21 protein-coding genes are annotated in these 24,675 nt (G+C 45.6%); 18 read left to right on the top strand and 3 right to left on the bottom strand.

The annotated features are described in order from the left end of the window. The first annotated feature begins 15 nt into the window (after window positions 1–15). On the top strand, window positions 16–831 hold the full coding sequence (gene rlmA / locus RA178_RS13920; RefSeq protein WP_168823743.1) for a 23S rRNA (guanine(745)-N(1))-methyltransferase: 816 nt from the start codon (window positions 16–18) through the stop codon (window positions 829–831). Between the two features lie 307 nt (window positions 832–1,138). Then, on the top strand, window positions 1,139–1,348 hold the full coding sequence (locus RA178_RS13915; protein WP_011789734.1) for a cold-shock protein: 210 nt from the start codon (window positions 1,139–1,141) through the stop codon (window positions 1,346–1,348). 992 nt (window positions 1,349–2,340) lie between these two features. Here RA178_RS13915 and rne read toward each other — a convergent pair. Continuing rightward, window positions 2,341–5,766 carry a ribonuclease E gene (rne, locus tag RA178_RS13910; protein ID WP_306682354.1) on the bottom strand — a complete coding sequence of 1,142 codons (3,426 nt, stop codon included), beginning with the start codon at window positions 5,764–5,766 and terminating at the stop codon, window positions 2,341–2,343. A 542-nt stretch (window positions 5,767–6,308) separates the two neighbouring features. Here rne and rluC point away from each other — a divergent pair. Next, window positions 6,309–7,268, top strand: coding sequence for a 23S rRNA pseudouridine(955/2504/2580) synthase RluC (rluC, locus tag RA178_RS13905; RefSeq protein WP_105252860.1), 960 nt, complete (start codon window positions 6,309–6,311; stop codon window positions 7,266–7,268). 22 nt (window positions 7,269–7,290) lie between these two features. After that, complete coding sequence (locus RA178_RS13900; protein WP_105252859.1) at window positions 7,291–8,010, top strand: HAD family hydrolase; 720 nt, start codon at window positions 7,291–7,293, stop codon at window positions 8,008–8,010. A 163-nt stretch (window positions 8,011–8,173) separates the two neighbouring features. Here the strand turns inward: RA178_RS13900 and RA178_RS13895 are convergent, their stop codons facing one another. Further along, window positions 8,174–8,758 (bottom strand): Maf family protein, encoded by a 585-nt coding sequence (locus tag RA178_RS13895; RefSeq protein WP_263196023.1) that lies wholly within the window; start codon window positions 8,756–8,758, stop codon window positions 8,174–8,176. 262 nt (window positions 8,759–9,020) lie between these two features. Here RA178_RS13895 and yceD point away from each other — a divergent pair, with 262 nt between their 5' ends. From yceD to RA178_RS13840, 11 genes are all read left to right on the top strand, one after another. Then, entirely contained in the window at window positions 9,021–9,545 is a 525-nt protein-coding gene (yceD, locus tag RA178_RS13890; protein ID WP_198572247.1) for a 23S rRNA accumulation protein YceD, read from the top strand. A gap of 16 nt (window positions 9,546–9,561) precedes the next feature. Further along, a complete protein-coding gene (rpmF, locus tag RA178_RS13885; protein WP_006081226.1) occupies window positions 9,562–9,732 on the top strand; it encodes a 50S ribosomal protein L32 in 171 nt (56 codons plus the stop codon). Window positions 9,733–9,747: 15 nt separating this feature from the next. After that, a complete protein-coding gene (gene plsX, locus RA178_RS13880) occupies window positions 9,748–10,776 on the top strand; it encodes a phosphate acyltransferase PlsX (RefSeq protein WP_028760370.1) in 1,029 nt (342 codons plus the stop codon). 9 nt (window positions 10,777–10,785) lie between these two features. Then, complete coding sequence (locus tag RA178_RS13875) at window positions 10,786–11,745, top strand: beta-ketoacyl-ACP synthase III (protein WP_028760369.1); 960 nt, start codon at window positions 10,786–10,788, stop codon at window positions 11,743–11,745. Window positions 11,746–11,807: 62 nt separating this feature from the next. Next, window positions 11,808–12,734: an ACP S-malonyltransferase gene (gene fabD, locus RA178_RS13870; protein ID WP_263177337.1), complete on the top strand. Its 927-nt coding sequence runs from the start codon at window positions 11,808–11,810 to the stop codon at window positions 12,732–12,734. Between the two features lie 9 nt (window positions 12,735–12,743). Beyond that, window positions 12,744–13,490, top strand: a complete 747-nt coding sequence (gene fabG, locus RA178_RS13865; RefSeq protein WP_006081230.1) for a 3-oxoacyl-ACP reductase FabG — start codon at window positions 12,744–12,746, stop codon at window positions 13,488–13,490. Between the two features lie 164 nt (window positions 13,491–13,654). After that, the gene (gene acpP, locus RA178_RS13860) at window positions 13,655–13,888 is read left to right on the top strand and encodes an acyl carrier protein (RefSeq protein ID WP_006081231.1); all 234 of its coding nucleotides are present in this window, start codon (window positions 13,655–13,657) and stop codon (window positions 13,886–13,888) included. A 236-nt stretch (window positions 13,889–14,124) separates the two neighbouring features. Further along, the gene (gene fabF, locus RA178_RS13855) at window positions 14,125–15,363 is read left to right on the top strand and encodes a beta-ketoacyl-ACP synthase II (RefSeq protein ID WP_006087466.1); all 1,239 of its coding nucleotides are present in this window, start codon (window positions 14,125–14,127) and stop codon (window positions 15,361–15,363) included. Window positions 15,364–15,595: 232 nt separating this feature from the next. Continuing rightward, the gene (locus RA178_RS13850) at window positions 15,596–15,964 is read left to right on the top strand and encodes a hypothetical protein (protein ID WP_168823881.1); all 369 of its coding nucleotides are present in this window, start codon (window positions 15,596–15,598) and stop codon (window positions 15,962–15,964) included. A gap of 117 nt (window positions 15,965–16,081) precedes the next feature. Next, window positions 16,082–16,561, top strand: a complete 480-nt coding sequence (locus RA178_RS13845) for an acyl-CoA thioesterase (protein WP_105252855.1) — start codon at window positions 16,082–16,084, stop codon at window positions 16,559–16,561. A gap of 105 nt (window positions 16,562–16,666) precedes the next feature. Beyond that, window positions 16,667–17,605 (top strand): NAD(P)-dependent oxidoreductase, encoded by a 939-nt coding sequence (locus RA178_RS13840; protein WP_371134922.1) that lies wholly within the window; start codon window positions 16,667–16,669, stop codon window positions 17,603–17,605. A gap of 125 nt (window positions 17,606–17,730) precedes the next feature. On the opposite strand, the gene RA178_RS13835 is transcribed toward RA178_RS13840, so the two are convergent. Then, window positions 17,731–18,579, bottom strand: coding sequence for a D-hexose-6-phosphate mutarotase (locus RA178_RS13835; RefSeq protein ID WP_306682313.1), 849 nt, complete (start codon window positions 18,577–18,579; stop codon window positions 17,731–17,733). Window positions 18,580–18,825: 246 nt separating this feature from the next. Between RA178_RS13835 and RA178_RS13830 the strand changes: the two genes are divergently transcribed. From RA178_RS13830 to RA178_RS13820, 3 genes are all read left to right on the top strand, one after another. Beyond that, window positions 18,826–20,616 carry an acyl-CoA dehydrogenase C-terminal domain-containing protein gene (locus tag RA178_RS13830; RefSeq protein ID WP_263179819.1) on the top strand — a complete coding sequence of 597 codons (1,791 nt, stop codon included), beginning with the start codon at window positions 18,826–18,828 and terminating at the stop codon, window positions 20,614–20,616. A 394-nt stretch (window positions 20,617–21,010) separates the two neighbouring features. Then, the gene (locus tag RA178_RS13825) at window positions 21,011–23,257 is read left to right on the top strand and encodes a TonB-dependent siderophore receptor (RefSeq protein WP_306685412.1); all 2,247 of its coding nucleotides are present in this window, start codon (window positions 21,011–21,013) and stop codon (window positions 23,255–23,257) included. Between the two features lie 243 nt (window positions 23,258–23,500). Beyond that, window positions 23,501–24,601, top strand: coding sequence for a patatin-like phospholipase family protein (locus tag RA178_RS13820; protein ID WP_306682310.1), 1,101 nt, complete (start codon window positions 23,501–23,503; stop codon window positions 24,599–24,601). The last annotated feature ends 74 nt before the right edge of the window (window positions 24,602–24,675 follow it).

The raw sequence follows: 24,675 nt of genomic DNA, 5'->3' as shown, positions 1-24,675 counted from the left end.
TGATAAGAGTCCATTATGCATTATTTATGTCCCCTGTGTGCCGCCCCACTGACGTTAACGGAGCGAACTTGGGGTTGTTCGCAGCAACATAAGTTTGATATGGCCAAAGAAGGCTATGTCAACTTATTACCTGTACAGAAGAAAAACTCAAAAGATCCTGGTGATAATAAACAGATGATGTTTGCTCGGCGTGAATTTTTAAACGCGGGTTACTATCAAGGTTTGAGTGATAGAGTGAATGAGCTCGCGCTTGAGTTTGGTGCCGAAGCAAAACAAATCCTTGATATAGGCTGTGGGGAAGGGTACTACAGTCAACGTTTATTCCATGTGTTGAGCCAGCACCATGATTGCAATTTACAAGGTATAGATATCTCTAAGTCTGCAATTAAATATGCAGCTAAACGTTACCCTAATTTGCAATTTTGTGTCGCAAGTGCCTATGAAATGCCAATCGCATCCCAAAGTGTCGATCTTGCCATTCGTATTTATGCCCCCTCAAAAGTAGAAGAGTTACAACGGATTATGGCTGATGGAGGCTTACTGATAACGGTTTCTCCGGGACCTTTACACCATTTTGCGTTGAAACAACAAATTTATGCTGAGCCAAGATTACACCCCGTTTCCACAGCGCATATTGCTGGATTTGAGTGTCTTCATCAGGAGCGCTTAATCTCCCAGTTAGAACTGGCAAACAGTGAACATATTGCTCATTTTTTAGAAATGACGCCCTATGCTTGGAAGTTTACTCATGCCCAAAAGCAAGCATTTGCGTTGCAAGGGCTGAACTGTGAATTGGATTTCCAAATTGAAGTGCATCGGATTTCAAAGTAAGCGATAAGATTAAGCTATTGAAATAAATTATTTAAAATGCTTAACTGTACTTGCTAAACAGCATGAACCTAGTGTTCTGCTAGCCGGTTGCAAAACCGTAAAGTAGATTTAGGCAAAATAAATAATCCAAAGTGTCGCAGTGTGTTGACTTATCTTTAGAATGGTTTATAGTCTTATCAGCTTGAAGGTTGGGCTTATATTTATGTGTTCAATACGACCAGTTCGTCCTGTAAACATAAGTAATACCGGCATTTTCCAGCTCCACCCGCCGTTAAGGCTTTAATTTTTTATTTACAGGATTTATATTATGTCTCAAGTTACTGGTGTTGTTAAGTGGTTCAACTCTGACAAAGGTTTCGGATTCATTGAGCAAGAATCTGGTCCAGATGTATTCGTACACTTCCGTGCGATCAACTCTGACGGTTTCAAAACTCTTGATGAAGGCCAAAAAGTGTCTTTCACTGTGACTCAAGGTCAAAAAGGTCCACAAGCTGAAAACGTAACTATCATTGGTTAATTTTCAGTGCTGTTAGCCTAGAGCTGATAGCAATGGATTAAAGGGCTATGGTTAATTCCGTGGCTCTTTTTATTTTTGCGAAAGATGAAATTTCATTTAGTTTAGATTGTTAAATCCAGTAAAGCGACGAGATCCACTTAACATGTCGCATTAATTTAATGCTTAAATCTGAAGTTAATCCTCTAATCTTTCTCTGTTAGAACCCAATTCTGATATCTCCAAGATTTTCAATAAAACCATTTGATGCACTCTCCTTATTTTTTCCCCTTTAACATTCAATTCCTTTATATGCTAACTCTTAACGCTTGCTCTTATCGAGTTTAGTTTTTTGCGTAATCTTATATTCAATGTCGAACGCGAATGTGTCTAATCATTCATTTGTTGTAAATCAGTGACTTCAGATATTGCCGAATATGATTGGTGCATTTACATTTCTTGCACTTAGTTATCCTACATATATAAGGCTGAAAGCCTTGTAGTAAAGAGTTGAGGCTGGCAAAGCATTTAGTGCTTGATATTAAAGAACACTAGCTTATTTATGATGTAGTTTGGATCCGACCAAAAAATGAATATTGCTATTGAGATGCCTTGCATTTCGTACATTTAAGTATTTCCGACAGAAGCTTTAGGTTGCTAATCCAACTTAATTATCGGCTACTTTATAGCGGAATAATGTTCTCCCTCGACTAGTTTCCCTAACTTATAAAGGAGAGGTCTACAGTTAGCACTAAATGGATTAAGTGCCCTTTCTACTGGCGGTATTGGCCTAATATTTTGTTAGCATGTTTATTGCTTCTAATGTGACGTTAGTGACAATACAAGAATACTTAAAGTTGAGAACTATATACCGAGGATCTTTTGATGGGTTATGTTATTCAAGGGACTACGATTAAGCCGAAAAATGGATAGAGCTAAATTTAAATATTGTGGAGTATTAAGTGTAAATAAAAAAGCCATGCAATTGCATGGCTTTTCTGGTTTAGCTTAAGTGATTATGGACGTGCCATATCAGACTCTGCACCATTAGCGAGTTTGATTTTGGCAGTAGACTCTTCGTTCGCAGTATTCTCATACTCTCGTCCTTTAGGGACTGCCACTTGTTCTCTCACTTCAACGACAGGCTTGGTCATATCCGAAGACACCATAGAGCCAAAGCGGCTGGCCGCTTTCGGCTTGCTGACAACAACTGCATCCGTGATTTGCGGTGTTGTTGGAGCTGTTTGTACTGTGGCTTGAGGCTTAGCGATAGCAGCCGGTCTGGCCATTGGCGCAGAGGCTGTTGCTTTCACGGCTTCTTTTACTTCAGCGCTCGGTGCAACACTTGGCTCGACAAGTGTTTCGGTTTTAGCTGCTTCAGTTTTGGGTACTGCTACTGATTTAGTCACTGAGCTTTCAACTGATGGGACTACAACGACTACGGCTTCAGCAGTAACGCTGGTCACCTGAGTTTCAACGATTGACGCAAGGTCAACTTTTACGTCAGCAGCCTTTGGCTCTTCCGCTTTCGTTTCAGTGGTTTTAGTCACAACAGGTTTAGTTTCAACTGCTGCAACGTCATTTGCTTGAGGCTGAGGCTCAACTTTTGCTTCTACTTTAACAACAGCAGGAGCTTCAACAGCTGGAGTTGAACTGGTTTCAGCTATTTCGACGTCAGCAGTTTTAACGGCCGGTTCAGTTACCGCTGTTGTTTGAGTTGCAACAACAGGAGTTTCCACTCGAACACTGACGATTTCGCTTGGGTACTCTTGGTCCGCACCTAATTCGTCATTAGGAACGAATTGCGCTGGCGTTGATGTCCCTTGGTCATCTTCGTCGCGACGACGACGTTGACCCGCTGCACGAAGGTGGCGAGGGCTACGACGGCTACGACGTTGACCATCTCTTTGCTCGCGTTTTGATTGATCATCAGCATTCGCATTTTCGTTGTCTGCATCAACTTCGCTATCTTGCGATACAGCATCCGCTGCTACAGTATGAGCTGCTGTGTCAACCAAGGTGTTTTCAGCTACGTTAACAGCATCAACAGCAGGTGTTTCTACTACAGTAGAAATTACAGTTGTCTCTTCTAGCACAATATTTTCTTGCGCTTCTTGAGCAGGTGCAGCTTCCTTACGAGGCTGGCGACGTGTTCTTGGCGCTTTAGTTTCTACTGGCGTTTGGGCAATGACTTCAGCTTTGGCATTAACACTGATAGTACTTGCCGCTGCGGCGTTAAGGGCTGCAATTTCCGCTAACACTTCTGCGGCATCTTCAGGTGCAATTGGGATCGCATTATCTGGCGTATTATGGCCATTATCGATACGCACCTTACGACGCATGTTACGGCGCTGACGACGCTCGCGGGCGACTTCTTGCTTAGGGGCATCATCTGCTTCAATGTCGGCAACAACATCTTTTGGCGCTTGTACGCGTGGCTTCGGTTCAGCTTTAGCTGGACGTTTAGCCGTTTCTTCTTTTTCGCGTACTGGACGTTCTTGTGTGCTGACTACTGCATCAGTCGGCTTTTTTGGATTGCGGCTACGCGGCTCACGAGTGCCTTCTTTTGCTTTGTCGGCATCTTGGGCATTGCGTGGGCGGCGAGTGTCATTACGACGGTTACGGCGATTTGCGTTAGCCGCACTGGTATCAGTTGCTTTAGTTTCAACAACTTTTACGGGTTCAGCTTTTTCACTTGGCGCAAACATGGCACTGATTGCACTCACAAGCTTGCTGAAGAAGCCTGGTTGTGGCGCTTCAACTTTCACCGTTGGTGATGGGGCTTGTTCTACTTTTTGTGGCGCTGCAAAACCTTTTAATGCCGGAATAGGCGCCGCAGTACGTTCCAGTTTGCGTGGCTCATACAATTTGGCTTCAGGATGCTCTATACGCTTATAGCTTGATTCACTGATTTCATCATCACTACGGTGACGGATCACGCGGTAATCAGGCGTCATCATGTGTGCGTCAGGTATCACATACACTTCGACATCGTGACGCTGTTCTGTGATGCGAATGGCTTTGCGTTTCTCGTTTAACAAAAAAGCTGCAACATCCACAGGCACAATCGCTTCGATTTGTGAGGTGTTTTCTTTGATGGCTTCTTCTTCCATCAAACGTAAAATTGACAGTGCTAAAGACTCGGTACTGCGAATCGTGCCTTGGCCATGACAGCGAGGGCAGATATGCGCTGCAGATTCTTCTAAAGAGGGGCGCAGACGTTGACGCGACATTTCCATCAAACCGAAACGAGAAATGCGACCTAACTGCACGCGAGCACGATCATGGTGAACAGCATCACGTAAGCGGTTTTCAACTTCACGCTGATGGCGCACAGGCGTCATATCAATAAAGTCGATAACCACTAAGCCACCTAAGTCGCGGAGGCGCAATTGGCGGGCAATTTCATCGGCGGCTTCGAGGTTAGTGTTCAGTGCTGTTTCTTCAATATCGCCGCCTTTAGTGGCACGGGCAGAGTTGATATCGATTGAGGTTAATGCTTCAGTTGGGTCGATAACAATTGAACCGCCAGATGGCAGACGCACTTCGCGTTGGAAGGCAGATTCAATTTGTGATTCGATTTGGAAGTGAGTGAATAATGGCACTTCAGCTTCGTACAGTTTTACGCGCTCAACGAAATCAGGGCGAACTAAGGCGATATGTTGCTTCGCTTCTTCAAAAATACGTGGATGATCGATGAGGATTTCGCCCACGTCACGGCGTAAATAGTCACGAATAGCGCGAACTATCACATTGCTTTCTTGGTGAATTAAGAAAGGTGCGCCTTTAACTTGTGAAGCTTCGGTGATCGCCGCCCAGTGGTGTTGTAGAACTTTTAAGTCCCACTTTAACTCGGCAGATTCTTTGCCTACACCCGCAGTACGCACGATAAGACCCATGCCCGCAGGCACTTCTAAGTCAGCCATCGCTTCTTTTAGCTCAGTGCGTTCATCACCTTCGATACGACGAGAAATCCCGCCAGCACGTGGGTTGTTTGGCATTAATACTAAGTAAGAGCCTGCAAGGCTGATGAAGGTCGTTAAGGCTGCACCTTTATTGCCGCGTTCTTCTTTGTCAATTTGGACAATAACTTCCTGTCCTTCACTGACCACTTCTTTGATATTTGGGCGACCCTGGAACGAATATCCCTTCGGGAAATATTCTCTAGCGATTTCTTTCAGTGGCAAAAAGCCGTGACGATCGGCACCGTAGTCGACGAAAGCGGCTTCTAAAGACGGTTCTACTCGGGTAATTTTACCTTTGTAAATGTTTGATTTTTTTTGCTCATGACCTGGGCTTTCAATGTCTAGATCATACAGTTGTTGCCCATCAACAAGGGCAACACGCAACTCTTCTGATTGAGTTGCATTGATTAACATACGTTTCATGATGACGTCATTCTTCTTTAAATAGAGGTCATCAAACATCGCGCTTCGCTGCATTACGGGCCTAGCAGTAGGTCAACTGAGCCTCACGGCTGGTGGCTAGGCAAGAGGTGCGCATTACTGTTAGACGCAGTCGCTGCGTGTCGCATCCTATTTATGGCTTATTTTTTAATGATTACAAAAACAAGGAATTCGTTGTAAAACATCAACCAACCCCATAAATTCTTTAGTTTCGTTCCGGTAATGCCCAAGTCGAATCGGTTTGTCTGACGACAAGTTAAAATATCCTTCGAAATCGGGGAGGAAAACCTAGGGTAAACCTTATTAAAGTAAGGTGACTTTCTCGATTTAATCGTAAAAAACGCATTTGTGGTATTTTTACTCTATATACGATTTGCAAATCAATGATTTGCTATCAAGAAAATCTTTTTTTATCCGTTAAATTTTCCGCTTGGGATCAGGGCGTTGTGAACACTTTATTCACGGCTTATCCCTAATCGCTGGTGAAATATAGCAATAATCAAAAAATTCAGCAATGGAAAGGCACAATTCTTCTCAGTTGTTGTACAATGGCGACCGTTATAATTAGATGGCGCATCATGAATATAGAATCCACCCCACAACAGGTTCAGTTGATCACGATTGATGAAGATCACTTCGAACAGCGTATCGATAACTACTTAATGACCAAGCTGAAGGGCGTGCCGAAAAGCATGATCTATCGCATTGTCCGCAAGGGCGAGGTTCGAGTGAATAAGAAACGCATCAAACCCGAGTACAAGTTGCAGATTGGCGACATAGTACGTATTCCGCCAGTTCGCGTGGCAGAGCCGGATAACCGTACCGCACCATCGGCGAACTTAAGTAAAGTCTCGCAACTCGAAGATCGTATTTTGCATGAAGACAATCATTTGATCGTGCTGAATAAACCTGCTGGCATTGCCGTGCATGGTGGTAGTGGAGTCGATTACGGTGTGATTGAAGCATTGCGTTCACTGCGTCCTCAACAAAAGTTTTTAGAGCTAGTACATCGTCTCGATAAAGATACTTCGGGCGTGTTATTGGTGGCGAAAAAGCGTAGCGCGCTTAAACATCTGCATGATCAGCTTCGGTATAAAAAGATGCAGAAAGACTATTTGGCCTTAGTTAAAGGTGAATGGTCTGCTCAAGATAAAGCCGTTAAACAGCCTTTATTGAAGATCACCCTTAAATCCGGTGAGCGCATAGTGCGCGTTAATGCTGAGGGTAAGCCTTCAGAAACGCGCTTTAAAATTATGCAGCGTTACCAAGGTTGTACTTTAGTGAAGGCAAGCCCTGTCACTGGACGTACCCATCAAATTCGGGTGCATTGTCAATTTGCCGGTCATCCAATCGCCTGTGATGATAAGTACAGCGAGCAAGGGTTTGACGACAGCATGCGTGCATTAGGCTTAACTCGACTCTTTTTACATGCCGCTGAATTGATGTTCATTCATCCAGAAAATGATGAAGTGATGCGGGTTTCAGCGCCTTTAGATGAAAATTTGTCGCAATTACTCGATAAGTTAAAGCGTGCGTAATCGACGGGGATAGGTTTCAAGGATGAAGATAAAGCAATACGATTTAGTGATTTTCGATTGGGATGGCACTCTGATGGATTCCATCGGTAAAATTATCACTTGTATTGAAAATATGGCTAAGGCATTGCAGTTACCTATCCCAACTGAAAGTGACATTCGCGATATTATTGGTCTTTCTATGACAGAAGCGCTGCGAGTCCTGTTCCCACAGGGACTTAATTGCAGCGCTTCTTCTGCCAATTCTCAGCATCAGCAGCATTCTAATAATGCATTCAGCCAAGGCGAAAATGATCAATATCAGCAAATGCGCGCTGAGTTTAAAGCACAGTATTTGCATTTAGACACCACGCCAACTCCCTTGTTTGTACAAACTCCAGCGTTAATTGATGACTTGCATAGCCAAGGCTATAAGTTAGCCGTCGCAACCGGTAAAGCCCGTGCGGGACTTGATCGCGTCTTTGAGCAAACAGGCTTAGGTCGATACTTTGTTGCATCACGCTGCGCCGATGAAGTGCACAGCAAACCCCATCCTGAAATGATCTCAAGCTTGCTGAAAGAATTGAATATTGCACCGAACAGAGCCTTAATGGTGGGTGATTCTCTGCTGGATTTAACCATGGCGGCCAATGCAGGGATTGATAGCGTTGGTGTGACCTATGGCGCTCACAGTGCCGAAAAGTTGCTGCGGGCAAAACCTATCGCCTTGATAGATTCACCAAAGCAATTACTGCAATACCTCTAACACTGCTATTTAATGCTGGAGCGGCAATACATGCCGCTGCGCATGAGACTTCCTTATCACTTTTATTTACGTCTCATCTTCTCGTCGATGAAACGACTCAGTAGCTCGGTATTTTTGATGCGTGTCATCGATTCAATAAACAGAACAAAGCCTTGGCAAACGTTTAAGCAAGAACGTCTACACCTTGGGCTAACAGCATTTCCGTCAGTAATATCAGTGGTAAGCCAACTAAGGTATTGGGATCGCGCCCTTCGAGCGCTGTAAATAACGCGATACCTAAACCTTCGCTCTTAAAACTCCCCGCGCAATAATAAGGCTCTTCTTTTTCAATGTAAGCCACAATCTGCGCATGGCTAAGGTGCCTAAAATGAACCGTAAAGGGTTCAACCTCAGCGGCCATAGCGCCAGTTTTGGCATTATAGAGTGCAAGACCAGTATAAAAGGTGATGGCCTTGCCTGAGGCTTGAGTGAGCTGCGCGACGGCATTATTAAAATGATGGGGTTTACCGATAATCTTGCCATCAATGACGGCAACTTGATCGGATCCAATAATCAGACCATCGGGGAATTGTTCTGCCCCCGCGACGGCTTTTGCTTTGGCTAATCGCAGCACTAAAGCATGGGCCGATTCTTCGAGATACGCCGTTTCGTCAATATTAGGATTGCAGCATTCGAAGGGTAACCCGAGTTTTTGCAGTAAAGATTGTCGGTATACAGACGTCGAAGCTAAGATTAATGGGGTTGGCATAATGAGATATCCGCAAAAGAGTGACTCATATTGTGACCAATCAATGCGCGAGAGTGCAAGAGTTTCGTCTTTTACGGTTTCTTTTCAATGAATGCGACTATTTTAGGCGGCTTGCGCTTGTATGCGGCCCCATGCTTGGGTACTATTTCGCTTCCGTCAATTTCAATGTTGGGGCAGGGGAAAGGCTTAAGTCGCAAACTGGGACTTAAGTTAGTATTTTTTCTTTGACTCTAGCGTTTTCAAACTATAATATGCGCGCCTTATGCAAACAGTAAAGATACCGGTTTCAATTGATCCATTTCGCGCCGCCTCGAGTCGCCTAGTTTATCAGGGCGTTGTTCCTGGTGTGCAACTGAAAAGATTAACTGAGTTATGTGCCGGCGACTGTTCCGATGTGGCAGTGTTGCTTGAATGTGGCGTAGATTTACAGGGGATAGTCTACCTGAAAGGGAAGGCTGTGACGGAGCTCACTCTGATATGTCAACGTTGCATGACACTATTTACCACTGAGGTTACGGTCGAGTTTTGTTTTGGTCCATGTCGGACTAAAGCAGAAATCGATGAGCTCCCGGATGCGTATGACCCAATTGAGTGCAATGAAATTGGCGAAGTGCGTCTACATCAATTGATCGAAGATGAATTGATAGTCGCTATGCCGATAATCCCAATGCATCAAGAAATTGATTGCAGTGCAGGATCTAAAGACATGGTTGTAGGCGAGATAGAACCCGCTCAAGAGGAGCGTCCAAATCCGTTTGCAGTGTTAGAAAAACTGAAGAGCAAGTAATCGAGGAGACAGGCCAATGGCTGTACAACAGAACAAAAAATCACGTTCAAAGCGCGGAATGCGCCGTTCACATGACGCACTGAGCACTGCTCAGCTGTCTGTAGACGCTACCAGCGGTGAAATCCATATGCGTCACAATGTGACTGCAGATGGCTTCTATCGCGGTAAAAAGGTAATCAACAAGTAATTTGTTGGTTTCCTAATGACGAATCTGACGCTTGCGTTAGATGCAATGGGTGGTGATCATGGCCCCCACGTCACGGTGCCTGCAGCCTTGCGGGCACTACAATTACATTCTTTTCTTAAAATCATTTTAGTCGGTGACAAGACTGAAATTGATGTCTATCTACGTCAAGCCGAAGCGAGTTTACTTTCGCGCATAGAAATCATTCATACCGATGAAGTCGTTAGTATGTCCGATAGGCCTGTGCATGCCTTGCGTACACGTAAAAACAGTTCCATGCGATTGGCTATTGAGTTAGTGCGTGACGACCGCGCACAAGCGTGTGTGAGTGCCGGTAACACTGGGGCGCTGATGGCAATGGCGAAAGTATTGCTGAAGACCTTGCCTGGTGTTGATCGACCTGCATTAGTCAGTTGTTTACCTGCGGTGACTCAAAAACCGGTTTATTTGTTGGATTTGGGCGCGAATATTTCCTGTGACTCGGAAACCTTATTTCAATTTGCCGTGATGGGCTCAGTCCTGTGCGAAGCGGTAGATAAGAAATCTCGGCCAAAAGTCGCCTTGCTCAATGTGGGCGTTGAAGAAATTAAAGGTAATGACCAAGTTCAGCAAGCCGCGCAGTTGCTGCAACACACAGAACAAATCAATTACACAGGTTTTATCGAAGGGGATGAAATCTATTCCGGTAATGTGGATGTGATTGTTTGTGATGGGTTTGTGGGTAACATCACGCTCAAGACCTCAGAAGGTATTGCCAAGTTATTAGTACATCAGTTAAAACGGGGACTAACCCAAGGTTTATTCGTTCGTTTTCTGGCTAAACTTATCGCCCCTCGTATCCAGGCGGTCCTTAGTCAGATGAACCCCGACCACTATAACGGTGCAAGTCTGATAGGATTGCGCGGAATAGTTGTAAAAAGCCATGGAAACGCGGATGAAACTGCCTATTTACAAGCAATTAGTTTGGCAGTAACGGAAGCTCAACGTCGACTCCCTGAAATGATAAAAGATCGTTTGGAGTCGATTCTTTTAGATATAAATAACTGATCCCTCCTTATGCATACAAAAATTCTCGGAACTGGTAGTTATCTACCAGTGCAGGTGCGTAGCAATCAAGATTTGGAAAAAATGGTGGAAACCACTGACCAATGGATTGTTGAACGTACAGGTATATCAGAACGTCGCATTGCGGCTTTCGATGAAACCGTTTCAACTATGGGCTACCAAGCGGCATTAAAAGCGCTAGAAATGGCTGGCATAGAAGCATCAGATTTAGACATGATCGTCTGCGGCACCACCAGTGCTCCCAATGCTTTTCCGGCTGCGGCCTGTGAAATTCAAGCCATGCTTGGCGTGCATACCATTCCAGCTTTTGATATCGCAGCGGCGTGTTCAGGCTTTGTTTATGCTTTATCTGTTGCCGATCAATTTGTAAAAACGGGCGCGGCTAAAAAAGTATTAGTGATTGGTGCCGATGTACTGTCTCGCTTATGTGAGCCAGAAGATCGTTCAACGATTATTTTATTTGGTGATGGTGCGGGCGCGGTTGTGATAGGCGCATCCGAAACGCCAGGGATCATTTCGACCCACATTTATGCCGATGGTCGCCAAGGTGACTTATTGAAATGCGCTTTCCCACCACGTAAAGGCGAAACCTCTGAAGCGGTTGGTTTTATGACCATGAAAGGCAACGATGTCTTTAAAGTGGCTGTGACTCAATTGTCCCATGTCGTGACTGAGACGTTACGCATTAACAATATCGATAAGTCAGAAATTGACTGGTTAGTGCCACATCAAGCCAACTTCCGAATTATCAATGCTACCGCTAAAAAGCTCGATATGAGTCTTGATAAAGTCGTATTGACCTTAGCTAAACACGGTAATACTTCTGCCGCGTCAGTGCCCATTGCATTGGATGAAGCCGTACGTGATGGCCGTATTCAGCGCGGACAACTACTGCTGCTTGAGGCCTTTGGTGCTGGGTTTGCGTGGGGCAGTGCGCTCATTCGTTTCTAAGTTCTACATGTGTGTTCCACATGATTTTTCAATAAATTAAGTTAGCCATAGGTAATTTGAATATGGAAAATGTTGCTTTTGTATTTCCGGGTCAAGGTTCACAAGCCCTAGGCATGTTAGCCGAGCTTGCCGAATCTCATGCTGTTGTTGGACAAACCTTTGCTGAGGCGAGTGACGTCTTAGGTTATGATCTGTGGGCATTGGTTCAGCAAGGTCCTGTTGAAAGCTTAAATGAAACCGATAAAACTCAACCAGCCCTATTAGCGGCGAGCGTGGCGATTTGGCGTACCTACGTGGCTTCAGGCAAACCTATGCCTGCTATACTCGCGGGTCACAGCTTAGGCGAGTATTCTGCTTTAGTTTGCGCCGGTGTGATGGATTTTAAAGACGCGATTAAGTTGGTGGAATTACGTGGTCAACTGATGCAGCAAGCTGTACCCGCTGGCACGGGTGCTATGTATGCGATTATCGGTTTGGACAACGAGAGTATCGCTAATGCCTGCGCCGAAGCGGCTCAAGGTGAGGTGGTGAGTCCAGTTAACTTTAACAGTCCTGGTCAAGTGGTCATTGCAGGTCAAAAAGACGCAGTTGAGCGCGCTGCAGCAGCTTGTAAAGCAGCGGGCGCTAAAATGGCGGTGGCTTTACCTGTCAGCGTGCCATCACACTGTGCATTAATGAAACCTGCGGCGGATAAACTGGCCGTGGCATTAAACGATGTACAGTTTAATACCCCAACAATTACAGTGATTAATAACGTTGATGTGGCATCGCCCACCTCTGCTGATGACATTAAAGATGCGTTAGTGCGTCAGTTATATTGTCCTGTCCGCTGGAGCGAAACTGTTGAGCTAATGGCCCAAAAAGGCATTACCCAACTGGTGGAATGTGGTCCTGGTAAAGTATTGACAGGATTAGCAAAACGAATTAATAAATCACTATCAGCCCAAGCGGTTAATGATGTTGCTTCATTAGCAGCATTAACTGAGTAAGGAGTTTATATGAGTTTCAACCTGAATTTAACAGGCAAAGTGGCTTTGGTGACAGGTGCGAGCCGCGGTATTGGCCGTGCGATCGCTGAGACACTGGTCGAAGCGGGTGCCGTGGTTATTGGAACCGCAACCAGTGAGAAGGGCGCTGCGGCGATCCAAGAATATCTGGGTGACAAAGGTTTTGGTTTAGTGCTTAATGTCACAGATAGTGAATCTGTTACACATTTATTCGCCTCGATCAAAGAAAAAGCCGGTGATGTTGATATTCTAGTCAACAACGCGGGTATAACCCGTGATAATCTGCTGATGCGGATGAAAGATGATGAATGGCAGGATATTATCGACACTAACCTGACATCGTTATTTAGACTATCAAAACCTGTGATGCGTACCATGATGAAAAAGCGCTTTGGCCGAATCATCAATATCGGTTCAGTGGTAGGCACCATGGGGAATGCAGGTCAAGTTAACTACTCGGCAGCAAAGGCGGGTTTGATTGGATTTACAAAATCTCTTGCAAGAGAGGTTGCATCTCGTCAAATTACAGTTAATGCTATCGCTCCTGGATTTATCCAGACCGATATGACAGATGAGCTGACCGAAGAGCAGCAAAAAGCTATCATGTCACAGGTTCCGATGGAACGATTAGGGCAAGCGCAAGAAATTGCGAACGCAGTGCTCTTCTTGGCCTCGGACTCAGCCGCTTACATCACAGGCGAAACTTTGCATGTGAATGGCGGCATGTACATGGTTTAAGGGCGAATGGCAGGGATTTCTGTCGCAACTGAGTAGTGATCTGTATCAATTGATAGTGAAATTTCGTGGTTAGACCACGAAAACTAAGCTTGCATTGTCAGCCAAATCTAATAAACTACTCGCAATCTTACGCAAGTGCGTAATTTGAATAGGAAAGAAAACTAATGAGCAACATCGAAGAACGTGTAAAGAAAATCATTGTAGAGCAACTGGGCGTTAAAGAAGAAGACGTTAAGCCAGCGGCATCTTTCGTTGACGATCTGGGTGCAGATTCTCTGGACACTGTTGAGTTGGTTATGGCTCTGGAAGAAGAGTTTGATACCGAGATCCCTGATGAAGAAGCTGAAAAGATCACTACTGTTCAAGCAGCGATCGACTACGTTTCTAAGAATCAGTAATTCTGAATTCTTGAAGACAGGCGGCATTTTTGCCGCCTGTTTTTGTTTTACCCCCGTCAAATTCTGCCTCCGTGCCATTCAATCGTCTCTGGATCGTGTTTTAATTGTTATCCACGAGATGCTCGCCGCAGATTGGCGAATTTTTCTAAATAAAAATTATTTAAGAAATTGTCTAATGATAGAAAACCCTGTGTCCTCTATCTGAATTAACAAATTAGCATTTAAAGGTGACTGCCGTGTCTAAACGTCGTGTAGTGGTAACCGGTTTGGGGTTAGTAACTCCAGTGGGCAATACTGTCGATACTACTTGGAAGGCTTTGCTTTCGGGTAAGAGTGGTATTGCACCGATAACCAAATTTGATGCCAGTGAATTTACCACTCGTTTCAGTGGTTCAGTAAAAGATTTCGATGTTGAGCAATACGTAACGAAAAAAGACGCCCGTAAGATGGACCTCTTTATTCAATACGGTATGGCGGCTGGCATCCAAGCTATCCAAGACTCAGGTCTGGACATGAGTAAAGAAAACCCTGGTCGTGTCGGTACTGCTATTGGTGCGGGTATGGGCGGTATGTGGTTGATTGAACAAGGTCACAGCGCATTGATGAATGGTGGCCCGCGTAAGGTTTCTCCTTTTTTCGTACCTAGTACCATCATCAATATGATTTCGGGCCACTTGTCGATCATGTTTGGCATGAAAGGGCCAAATTTCGCCGTGACTACCGCTTGTACTACGGGCGTGCATAATATCGGTTTCGCGGCGCGTACCATTGCCTATGGTGATGCAGACGTGATGGTTGCGGGCGGTGCTGAGGATGTCACTTCTCCTTTAGGCGTGGCAGGTTTTGGTGCAGCGAAAGCATTATCGACACGCAATGACGATCCGACTGCGGCGAGCCGTCCATGGGATAAAGACCGTGATGGTTTTGTGATCGGTGATGGCGCTGGTGTGATGGTGATGGAAGAGTACGAACACGCAAAAGCGCGCGGTGCGACCATTTACGGCGAATTAGTCGGTTTTGGTATGAGCGGTGATGCGTTCCACATGACATCGCCTCCAAGCGACGGAGCAGGCGCTGCGGCGGCTATGGTCAATGCTATTAATGACGCTAAGTTATCACTGGAGCAAATTGGTTATATCAATGCCCACGGTACGTCGACGCCAGCAGGTGATAAAGCGGAAGCGGCAGCGGTTAAGTCAGTATTTGGCGACCACGCTTATAAAGTACTGGTTAGCTCGACTAAATCGATGACGGGTCACCTATTAGGTGCTGCGGGCGCGGTTGAAGCGATTTTCACTTTGCTAGCACTGCGCGACCAAGCCGTGCCGCCAACGATTAACTTGGATAATCCAGATGAAGGTTGTGACTTAGATTTTGTTGCCCATACAGCCCGTGACGTGAAGATGGATTACGCTCTGTGTAACTCCTTCGGTTTTGGTGGGACTAACGGTTCATTACTGTTCAAGAAAGTGTAAAACACGCATTTATGGTGTAAAAAACAGTGAAAAAATGCGCCTGAGGGCGCATTTTTTATGGGTCAAATTCATTGCTCATGTGAGTTGAACTCCGTTATCTCATGACTTTATTGTGATGGATGTCACTTTCTAACTGCATGATATCCATAGTGTTAACATTTGTTCATCAAGCTTGTTTAATTCTAGTGACCACAGATAATGACAAACATATTCAATCTTAATGGAGTGTGTCATGTTAAATCCCGCGGTGATCCCGCTTGTTCCCCTTATTGGCGCATTAACTGCCAATCTGACCGAATTGATCCGCGGTGAGTTTAAAGTGTGGCATCCAAACATGGACATTGGGATCAAGACTTTTACCTTAGCAATCGCTGCTTACGTGGTGGTTTGGTTTGCCTTATTGGTGACGGCGATTAATGTCGGTGGCGATAGCAATATGTCCTCTGGCCTCGAAGTGCTTGGTTTCTTTATGTTTGGCTTAGGTGTTTACACTTTTGCTAAGGGTACGCGTTTCGTCAGTAGTGAACTTCAACTATGGATTTATCGTTTAGCGTTGCCGAGTTTATTGCTTTGCTGCGTGCTTATTAGCCACTTTGGTTAAATCGAATTTTTTGACGAGGTCAATCGTAATTATTTTTACGCTAATGGGGCTTTCTATCGTAAACTCAGCCTATTGCACGAAACATTGAGCCACAGTGGCTGAATAAGTTGAGGTTATATGGCTGGTATAGATAGACAAAGTACCCTGAGATTTTTGTCAGAGCCTGCGGATGTGAATTTTGGTGGTAAAGTTCACGGCGGCGCTGTGATGAAGTGGATCGATCTCGCGGCCTATGCCTGTGCAGCGGGCTGGAGCGGTAAATATTGTATTACTGCTTATGCGGGCGGTATTCGTTTTGTGCAACCCATTTTGGTGGGCAATATCGTTGAAGTCAGCGCAAAAGTGATTTATACGGGTAAAACTTCTATGCATATCGGTATCGATGTGCGAGCGGGCGACCCTAAAGTTTCTGAGCGTCATCTCACCACCCATTGTATTGTGATCATGGTAGCAGTTGATGAAGATGGCCTACCTACGCCAGTGCCTGAGTGGATACCACAGACGGAACATGATATTCATTTGCGGGATTCTGCACTGCGCTTGATGGAAATGCGTAAAAAGATTGGCGCCGAAATGGAAGCCCATGTAGTGAAATAGCTCCATAAATTAAATCAGCAAAGGCGCTTAAGGCGCCTTTGTTGTTTCTAGCGAAAAGTGCGTTTATCACTCGCTCCGATTTCACTCTGACGTTACCGTTGATGAATGTTAAACTGCGGCCACTATTTTGAATCGATTCACTTTGTTTATCTATTTAAGGATCTGCTCATGGCAAAAGTTGCATTTATTGGTTTAGGCGTAATGGGATATCCCATGGCGAGGCATTTACTGAACAAAGGCCATGAGGTCACTGTTTATAATCGTACTTTTACCAAGGCGCAAACTTGGGTCGACACCTATGGCGGTCGCTGCTGTCCAACACCAAAGGAAGCGGCTGAGGGTCAAGATATTGTGTTTACTTGCGTGGGCAATGACAACGACCTGCGTGAAGTGGTATTAGGCAGTGATGGTGTTATTCATAGGATGGAAAAGGGCACTGTGCTGGTTGATCATACTACGGCTTCGGCCGATGTCGCTCGTGAGCTTCATCAAGTGTTAGCGGAAAAGGGCATTGATTTCCTCGATGCGCCCGTGTCTGGCGGTCAAGCGGGCGCTGAAAATGGCGCCTTGACTGTGATGGTCGGCGGCGATGAAGCGGTATTTGAGCGTGTTAAACCCGTGATTGAAGCCTTTGCCCGCTGTGCCGAGCGTTTAGGTGAGGTTGGTGCAGGTCAGTTAACTAAGATGGTGAACCAAATTTGTATCGCGGGTGTGGTGCAAGGTTTGGCAGAAGCGCTGCAATTTGCCCGTAAAGCGGGACTCGATGGCGAGAAAGTCATTGAAGTGATCAGCAAAGGCGCGGCGCAAAGCTGGCAGATGGAAAATCGTTACAAGACGATGTGGGGCCAAAGCTATGATTTTGGTTTTGCCGTCGATTGGATGCGTAAAGACTTAGGTATCGCCTTAGAAGAAGCCCGCCGCAATGGTTCACACTTGCCATTGACCGCTTTGGTGGATCAATTCTATTCAGAAGTTCAGGGCATGGGCGGTAACCGTTGGGATACGTCTAGCTTACTGGCGCGCTTAGAGAAATCAGCTAAATAGGCTTATAAAAACTCTGGTTTTGCAGTGATAAAAATGCCCAGTCTCGATTGCGTTGGCAAATAGGACTGGGCATTTTTGTGTGTATCGTTTTTGACTAGGACATTAAGAGCTAGGATATTTAATCGTTAGTCTTTCCAGCGAATATGGGTCACTAAACTGTGGGTTTCACCTGGCGCGAGCACGACTTTATCTTCTAATACATTGGCCGCTTCTAGGCAGACCATGGTCAGATAATCCTCTGGATTAAATCGGCCCAGGCGCTGTGACTTTTCAATCCATGGATTCCATAATACCGCTGATTGGCTGTTTTCACGGCTGACTTCGATTATCCCCTGCGGCGTATGCAATAACTGCACTGGGCCGAGATCGGTATAGACACGATCTGTCTCGCGATCAAACAGCACTTCATCCGTGGTTTGCGGGTAAGGCCCTTGTGCAAATTCGATGTATTTTGACTCACTAAAACCGCTGGCTTTGAGTTGGTGGATATCCTCAATCGGGAAATAGCTGTGTAGCGCTTGGGTAAGCGTGACGGTTTCATCGCCTAAGTTGGTATTCACAAGGCTAATGCTTAGGGTGTCGCCTAGGGTGAATAACACGCTGACCTCAGTGTTATGCGGCCAATAGATTTTATCTTGCTCACTGATTTTTAAGCTAAAACGTAAATCCACTAACTGATTACGCATTTCTACCGATTCCAGCGCCCAAATACGGGTACGGGCGAAACCGTGTTGGGGAAAATTCGCTTCACTACTCATGCCAAACCAAGGCCAGCATACGGGTACACCGCCACGGATCCCATTACCGGGTTGATAATCGTCAGCCGATGAAACCCACAGCAAAGGTGGTTTTCCTACGGGTTGAAAATAGTCTATTTGCGCGCCCTGCAAAAAAATTCTTGCCTGACATAACGCCGTATTTACTTCGACATAATCGAGCCCGTTGGCGTGCTTTTTAGTAGTGACAGAACCCATAGTAACAATATCCTTAACTCTGCTGACGTATCAGAAAAACAGGCAGTTAGCTTACAAAGTTTTCCGCGATAACATAAGGCTTTGTTGCGATCAATTTACGGTTTCGCTGTTCGTTTGTGTAAACAAAAGTCTGTGGCGGTTACTGAGGTGCTTTCTTTTTCGGCAGATTTAGCTAAAGTGGTCAGAGCATCAAAGTGGTCAGATCACTTAGTTGAGTTGCAGTCTAACAAGAAAAGGGAAGCGATTATGCCAGTCTATCAAGCGCCGCTGCGCGACTATCAATTTATCCTCGATGAAATGTTACATATTTATCAGCAAGATGCGCTCAAGGGGTTCGATGAAATCGATCCAGATCTTGTCGATGCGATCCTGCAAGGTATGGCCGACTTTAGTACTGAAGTTATGTTACCGCTCAATAGTGTCGGCGATCTGCAAGGCTGTAAGTTGGTCGATGGTAAGGTGATTACACCGGAAGGATTTGATAACGCCTATCGGCAGTTTGTTGATAATGGCTGGCCGACGCTGACCTGCGATCCTGAATATGGCGGCCAAGGTTTACCCGAAGTGGTGGGGATTTTTGCCACTGAGATACAAACGGCAACTAACATGGCCTTTGCCATGTATCCCGGTTTGACCCATGGCGCCTATGCCGCCATCCATGCCCACGGCAGTGATGCTCTCAAGCAAAAATATTTGAGTAAACTGGTTAGCGGTGAATGGACTGGGACCATGAACTTGACCGAGTCCCACGCGGGTACTGATTTAGCCTTATTACGCACCAAAGCCGTGCCAGTATCTGAAGGCGTTTTTGCTATTACCGGCGAAAAAATTTTTATCTCCTCAGGTGATCATCAACTCACCGACAACATAGTGCACCTCGTATTAGCTCGTTTGCCCGATGCACCTGAAGGTGTGAAGGGCATATCTTTGTTCGCCGTGCCTAAAGTATTAGTGAATAACGATGGTAGTTTAGGCGCACCGAACACTTTATATGCCAGTGGCCTTGAACATAAGATGGGCATTCACGGTAACTCAACTTGTGTGATGGTATTTGAAGCTGCGCTGGGTGAGCTTGTCGGCGAGCCGCACCAAGGACTGCGCGCCATGTTTACTATGATGAACCAAGCGCGTTTAGGCGTTGGCGTGCAAGGTCTGGGTGTCTCTGAGATTGCCTATCAAAATGCGCTAGCCTATGCCAAAGACAGATTACAGAGCCGCGCCTTAAGTGGCGCCAAAGCCCCGGAAAAAGCCGCCGATCCGATTTTGGTTCACGGCGATGTGCGCCGCATGTTGCTGTCGCAAAAAGCCTTCAATGAAGGCGCAAGAGCCTTAGTTGGACAACAAGCTTTATGGCTCGATGAAGCTGAGCGTCATAGCGATCCCGCAAAAGCCAAAGTTGCCTCCCAATTAGCGGCACTGTTCACGCCAGTGGTGAAAGGTTTTATCACTAACCGTGGTTTTAATGCCTGTGTCGATGCACAGCAAGTGTTTGGCGGACATGGTTATATTCATGAGTGGGGTATGGAGCAATTTGTGCGTGATAGCCGTATTGCACTGATTTATGAAGGCACTAACGGTATTCAGGCATTGGATTTAGTGGGACGTAAGTTGCTTAGCGACCGCGGCGCGGCGATGCAGCAATGGTCGGCGTTAGTGACAGAGTTTATTAAGTCACATAGCACGAATGCGGCGATGCAACCTTACGTGAGTGGTTTAATGGATTGTGCGGGTGATTTGCAAAAGGCCAGTGGTTATTTAGCGACCCATGCGGCGACCAATCCTGACATTATCGGCGCAGCCTCTATGGCTTATCTGGAGTTATTTGGGGTGACTGCGCTGGCGTGGATGTGGGCCAGAAGTGCCGCAGTGGCATTAGCGGCGCTGGAGCAGGGCACCGAAGAAACTGCATTTTATCAGGCCAAATTGAAAACTGCCGATTTCTACATGGCTTACTGGGCGGTGCAAGGTCGCAGTCTGCGTAAGCAAATCGAGCAGGCGAGTGAAATGCTAACTCAATTGGATGAAGCTATCTTTTAAGCATTCACCTTATAGGCTGAGTTAAGCCTTTGCTTAAAAACAGCTCAACAACAGTCAAAACCAGCGTCTTGTCGCTGGTTTTTATTTTTATATTGTTTAAATCTTTAACTTATTGTTTTTATTAAGCTGCACGCAAATACTCAGCTTGATGCTGTGAGTCTCTATTTCATTCCACATTAAAACTTCCATCGAAGGTTTGTGTTACTGGCGCTCCTTTGTTTGATTCATAACCAAACATAACAAGGATTATGTGGGTTGATGTCGATGATTTATTAAACGCGTCTCACAATTGCGTAAATTCAAATGATAATTATTGTCATTCGTAAATCATTCTTTATAATGACGGCCAATTCGTTTGAATACATTTGTAAACCCTTTGGTTTATGCCATTTTTATGCGCTCGCGCTGGGGACATTCTGTGAAGACTCGTTTCGCTTACTCATTAATCGCACTTGCACTTGCTCAACATCAGTCGGCATTCGCCGCTGAAACTGTACTCGATAAAGAGGCTCCACAGCAGACCTTGTCTACGAGCTCACCAGTCCCCAGTCCTGCATCGACTCAATCCGCAGCCGATGGGGAGATAAAACTCGCAGCACCTGAGCGTATTACAGTCCATGGCCGCGCAATGCAAATGTACGTCGATAAAGAAACGACGATTGGCACTAAGACGGCGATTAATGTGATGGAATTGCCGCAGTCTGTGCAAGTGCTGACCGAGCAGTTAATCGTCGACCAAGCCGCGCGCAATATTACCGATTTATACCGCTCAATCGCGGGCGTGAGTGAGTTTAGTTATTCCGGCGTGACCTTTCGCGGTTTCCGTGACGATGCCAACGTTTTTTATGATGGGGTAAGGGGCGATCCCTATTCGGGGTTTTCAGTGCCGCAACTCTTTAATGTGCAGCGGGTTGAAGTGCTAAAAGGTCCAGCATCCGCACTTTATGGCGGCGGTGAACCCGGCGGCATGATCAACTATGTCACTAAAAAACCAACCTTTGTCGAGAGTAAAGAGCTGACCTTAAGTACGGGCAGCGAGGATATGATGGGCGGCTCGCTGGATTTCACCGGTGGCTTAACCCAAAATCTTGCCTATCGCTTTGGCGCCTATTATCAGCAGGAAGATAGCTTTCGAAATAATGCCGATAGCCAAAATGCCGAAGTGGCGGGTGGGTTACTCTACGAAATCAGTGATGATACTAAGCTCACTACCACTTTCGATATTATTAAGCAGGATTTAGGTGGCAATCGACTGCGCGGCGTTCCTGTCGATAATGACGGTAACTTCCTGGTTGCGCCATCCTATAATGCCAATGAGAAGAGTGACTTCCAGAAGATGGATGCACTGGTGCTGCAATCGATTCTCGATCATCAATTTACCGATAATTTCTCGGTCAAGACTCAGATCCGTTATCTGAATAATGATTCCACGCAGCAATATCATGAATCGAGAGGTTGGGCGACCTTAGATGCCAATAAAAAGCCCATTATGGGTGATGGCACCATTAAGCGTGAATACCGAGTTCAAGCACGGGCTAATGATGAAATCAGTTTAACCAATGATTTTGTCTATGCATTCGATGCTTTAGGTTTTGAACATGAATTCCTGTTCGGCGGCGACTATCACTATGTCGAAACCGAATATCAGTACAAATTGGCGACTGATAAAGATGGTGTTGGTAACTTGAATATTTTTGACCTTAACTATGGTGAAACCAACCCTAATAGTTACAACTTGAAGGATAAAAATACCGATGGTACCCGCGCTAACCGTTACGGCATTTATGTACAGGAACATCTGCACTTTAATGAACAGTGGTCATTGATTGCCGGTCTGCGTTTTAGCCAGTTTGATGATTATGATAAAAATACCGGTTTCTCCTTCAGCGATAACGCGATAACGCCAAGGGCAGGGCTTAATTATCGCCCAATTGATTCAATGTCCTTTTATTTGAATTACTCTGAGAGCTTCAATCCAGCATCTTTAACCAATCAAGCGGAAGATATTGGTGATGGTTTCCTCGATCCAGAAACGGGCAATCAAATTGAACTTGGGATGAAAAATGAATGGCTTGATGGCCAGTTTATGACCACGCTCGCGGTATATCGCATTGAAAAACAAAATGTCGCCCAAGCTAACCCTTTAGATACTGGCGATGACGATGGTATTCCCGCTTTACTTAATTTGGGTGAAGTACACAGTCAAGGCCTTGAATGGACGCTGGTGGGGGATCTAACCGATAACCTGACCGTCACGGCAAACTATGCCTATAACGAGACCGAAGTGGTTAAAGGGGTAACGAACGATAGTTTAACCAATACGTTTGATAGTAAGCACTTTGCCAATGCGCCGCGCCATCAAGCAGGGATATGGACCCGTTACGATATCAATGCACTCGATTCGGCGATTGCTTTTGGTATGGACTATGTGGGCGAGCAGTTCAGCCTCGATGGCCAAACGGTGAAGCCCCATACGATTTTTGACATGAGCTGGACGACCCTGTGGGATCAAACTCAAGTTCGCTTAAATCTTAAAAATATCTTCGATAAAGAATATGCCGTCAGTGGTTTTAGCGAGCGTAATGGCCATTTCCCCGGTGAGCCGCGTAATATCACGCTTGAACTGAGTCATAAGTTTTAATGCATTGATGTAAAAATAGCTTGTTCGTTAAGGATGATGAGCAAGCTGGAGCGAATGGGTTAATCTTGCGCGAATAACCGCCGTAGCTCTCTGTCTGTATTCGTGCCTTGAGCATGGATTAACCTTGTGTGACTTATCATCTTAATAGTGTTTACCTATTAAGATGATAGTTTCTATCCGTTATCCTTTCTGATTCAGCTTGTTTAGACTCGCCTTATATGAATTATTCGATAAGGTTTTCCTATGCACGCCGTCAGCCACTTAGCCTCCAAAGACCCTCAATCTAACGCTAGCCCACAGGTGGCCCTGATTGCAGAAGGTGGCGGTCAGCGGGGTATATTTACCGCAGGCGTGCTCGATGCTTGGCTTGATGGCAGATTCGATCCCTTTGATTTGTTTATCGGTACCTCAGCAGGCTCACAGAATCTCAGCAGTTTTTTGGCCCGCCAAAAGGGTTATGCCAAACGCTTAATCCGCGGTTTATCGCGCCATAAACGTTTCTATCGACTCGGTCGCGGGTTAGTCGGCGGTAACGTGGTCGATTTAGATTGGTATTTTGAGCAGACTAGACAAGGGATGTTTAAATTAGATCTTAACGCGGCAACAGCCTCACTCGGTCATCGGCAGTTACTGATCACAACTACGAATGCCAGTGATCGCAAGGGTTATTTTTTAAGTCCAAGCAGTAAAAGCCAGTGGCGCGAATTGCTAAAAGCTTCTAGCGCATTACCATTTTTGTATAAACAAGGGGTGAAACTCACGCCTTGGCTGAGTGACAACGCCTGTAATAACGGCGCGGCTAATCATAGCGCCTCTGGTCACGGCACAGCATTAAGCGAAGGTATTGATAGTGATTTTTATCTCGACGGCGGTTTAGCTGCGCCTTTACCTGTGCGTGAGGCCTATCGTCGTGGTGCCCGCAAAATTGTGGTGATCCGTACTGTGAGTGAGGATTTTCAGGCGCAATCGGCTTGGGTGCATAAGCTCAAATCTTGGATTTGTGTTTCTGGCTTTTGTCCGAAAACCATAGATTACTTAGTGCAGCACGAACAAGCCTATCAGGATGAATTGGATTTCATCGCTAATCCGCCAGAGGATGTGGAGATAGTGCAGATTTTTGCTGCTGAAAATTTGCAAAGTAAATTGCTGGGCAGTACCGATGCGGATTTACGCCATGATTATCATGCGGGGCTGAGTGCTGGAAAGCAGTTTTTAAGCTTAGATCCGATGGCGTTGACGCAGAGTAATGCTTATTTTCAAACTCAAGTGCAAACCAACGCTCACACTCAAACCCACATTCAAGCTCACTCTCAAATCAAGCCATTCAGTGCGCTGTCGGCCTAGTTTGGTATTTTAGCTAAGTCACCATTTTGTACGTGAGTAAGCAATAAAAGTAAAAAGTATTAAAACACAAGCGC

Origin of the sequence: Shewanella oncorhynchi, from assembly GCF_030848765.1 — a bacterium.
Classification (GTDB): Bacteria; Pseudomonadota; Gammaproteobacteria; order Enterobacterales; family Shewanellaceae; genus Shewanella; species Shewanella oncorhynchi.
This window is presented reverse-complemented; position numbering and strand designations above follow the sequence as displayed.

What these genes read in the sequence shown, in the direction of transcription:
- RA178_RS13845 (WP_105252855.1), top strand. Translation starts at nt 16,082, where the DNA reads ATGGCTGGTATAGATAGACAAAGTACCCTGAGATTTTTGTCAGAGCCT.
- rne (WP_306682354.1), bottom strand. Translation starts at nt 5,766, where the DNA reads ATGCAGCGAAGCGCGATGTTTGATGACCTCTATTTAAAGAAGAATGAC.
- RA178_RS13835 (WP_306682313.1), bottom strand. Translation starts at nt 18,579, where the DNA reads ATGGGTTCTGTCACTACTAAAAAGCACGCCAACGGGCTCGATTATGTC.
- acpP (WP_006081231.1), top strand. Translation starts at nt 13,655, where the DNA reads ATGAGCAACATCGAAGAACGTGTAAAGAAAATCATTGTAGAGCAACTG.
- RA178_RS13915 (WP_011789734.1), top strand. Translation starts at nt 1,139, where the DNA reads ATGTCTCAAGTTACTGGTGTTGTTAAGTGGTTCAACTCTGACAAAGGT.
- RA178_RS13875 (WP_028760369.1), top strand. Translation starts at nt 10,786, where the DNA reads ATGCATACAAAAATTCTCGGAACTGGTAGTTATCTACCAGTGCAGGTG.
- RA178_RS13840 (WP_371134922.1), top strand. Translation starts at nt 16,667, where the DNA reads ATGTTAAACTGCGGCCACTATTTTGAATCGATTCACTTTGTTTATCTA.
- rluC (WP_105252860.1), top strand. Translation starts at nt 6,309, where the DNA reads ATGAATATAGAATCCACCCCACAACAGGTTCAGTTGATCACGATTGAT.
- fabD (WP_263177337.1), top strand. Translation starts at nt 11,808, where the DNA reads ATGGAAAATGTTGCTTTTGTATTTCCGGGTCAAGGTTCACAAGCCCTA.
- rpmF (WP_006081226.1), top strand. Translation starts at nt 9,562, where the DNA reads ATGGCTGTACAACAGAACAAAAAATCACGTTCAAAGCGCGGAATGCGC.
- plsX (WP_028760370.1), top strand. Translation starts at nt 9,748, where the DNA reads ATGACGAATCTGACGCTTGCGTTAGATGCAATGGGTGGTGATCATGGC.
- RA178_RS13900 (WP_105252859.1), top strand. Translation starts at nt 7,291, where the DNA reads ATGAAGATAAAGCAATACGATTTAGTGATTTTCGATTGGGATGGCACT.
- RA178_RS13830 (WP_263179819.1), top strand. Translation starts at nt 18,826, where the DNA reads ATGCCAGTCTATCAAGCGCCGCTGCGCGACTATCAATTTATCCTCGAT.
- RA178_RS13850 (WP_168823881.1), top strand. Translation starts at nt 15,596, where the DNA reads ATGTTAAATCCCGCGGTGATCCCGCTTGTTCCCCTTATTGGCGCATTA.
- fabG (WP_006081230.1), top strand. Translation starts at nt 12,744, where the DNA reads ATGAGTTTCAACCTGAATTTAACAGGCAAAGTGGCTTTGGTGACAGGT.
- RA178_RS13820 (WP_306682310.1), top strand. Translation starts at nt 23,501, where the DNA reads ATGCACGCCGTCAGCCACTTAGCCTCCAAAGACCCTCAATCTAACGCT.
- yceD (WP_198572247.1), top strand. Translation starts at nt 9,021, where the DNA reads ATGCAAACAGTAAAGATACCGGTTTCAATTGATCCATTTCGCGCCGCC.
- rlmA (WP_168823743.1), top strand. Translation starts at nt 16, where the DNA reads ATGCATTATTTATGTCCCCTGTGTGCCGCCCCACTGACGTTAACGGAG.
- RA178_RS13895 (WP_263196023.1), bottom strand. Translation starts at nt 8,758, where the DNA reads ATGCCAACCCCATTAATCTTAGCTTCGACGTCTGTATACCGACAATCT.
- RA178_RS13825 (WP_306685412.1), top strand. Translation starts at nt 21,011, where the DNA reads ATGCGCTCGCGCTGGGGACATTCTGTGAAGACTCGTTTCGCTTACTCA.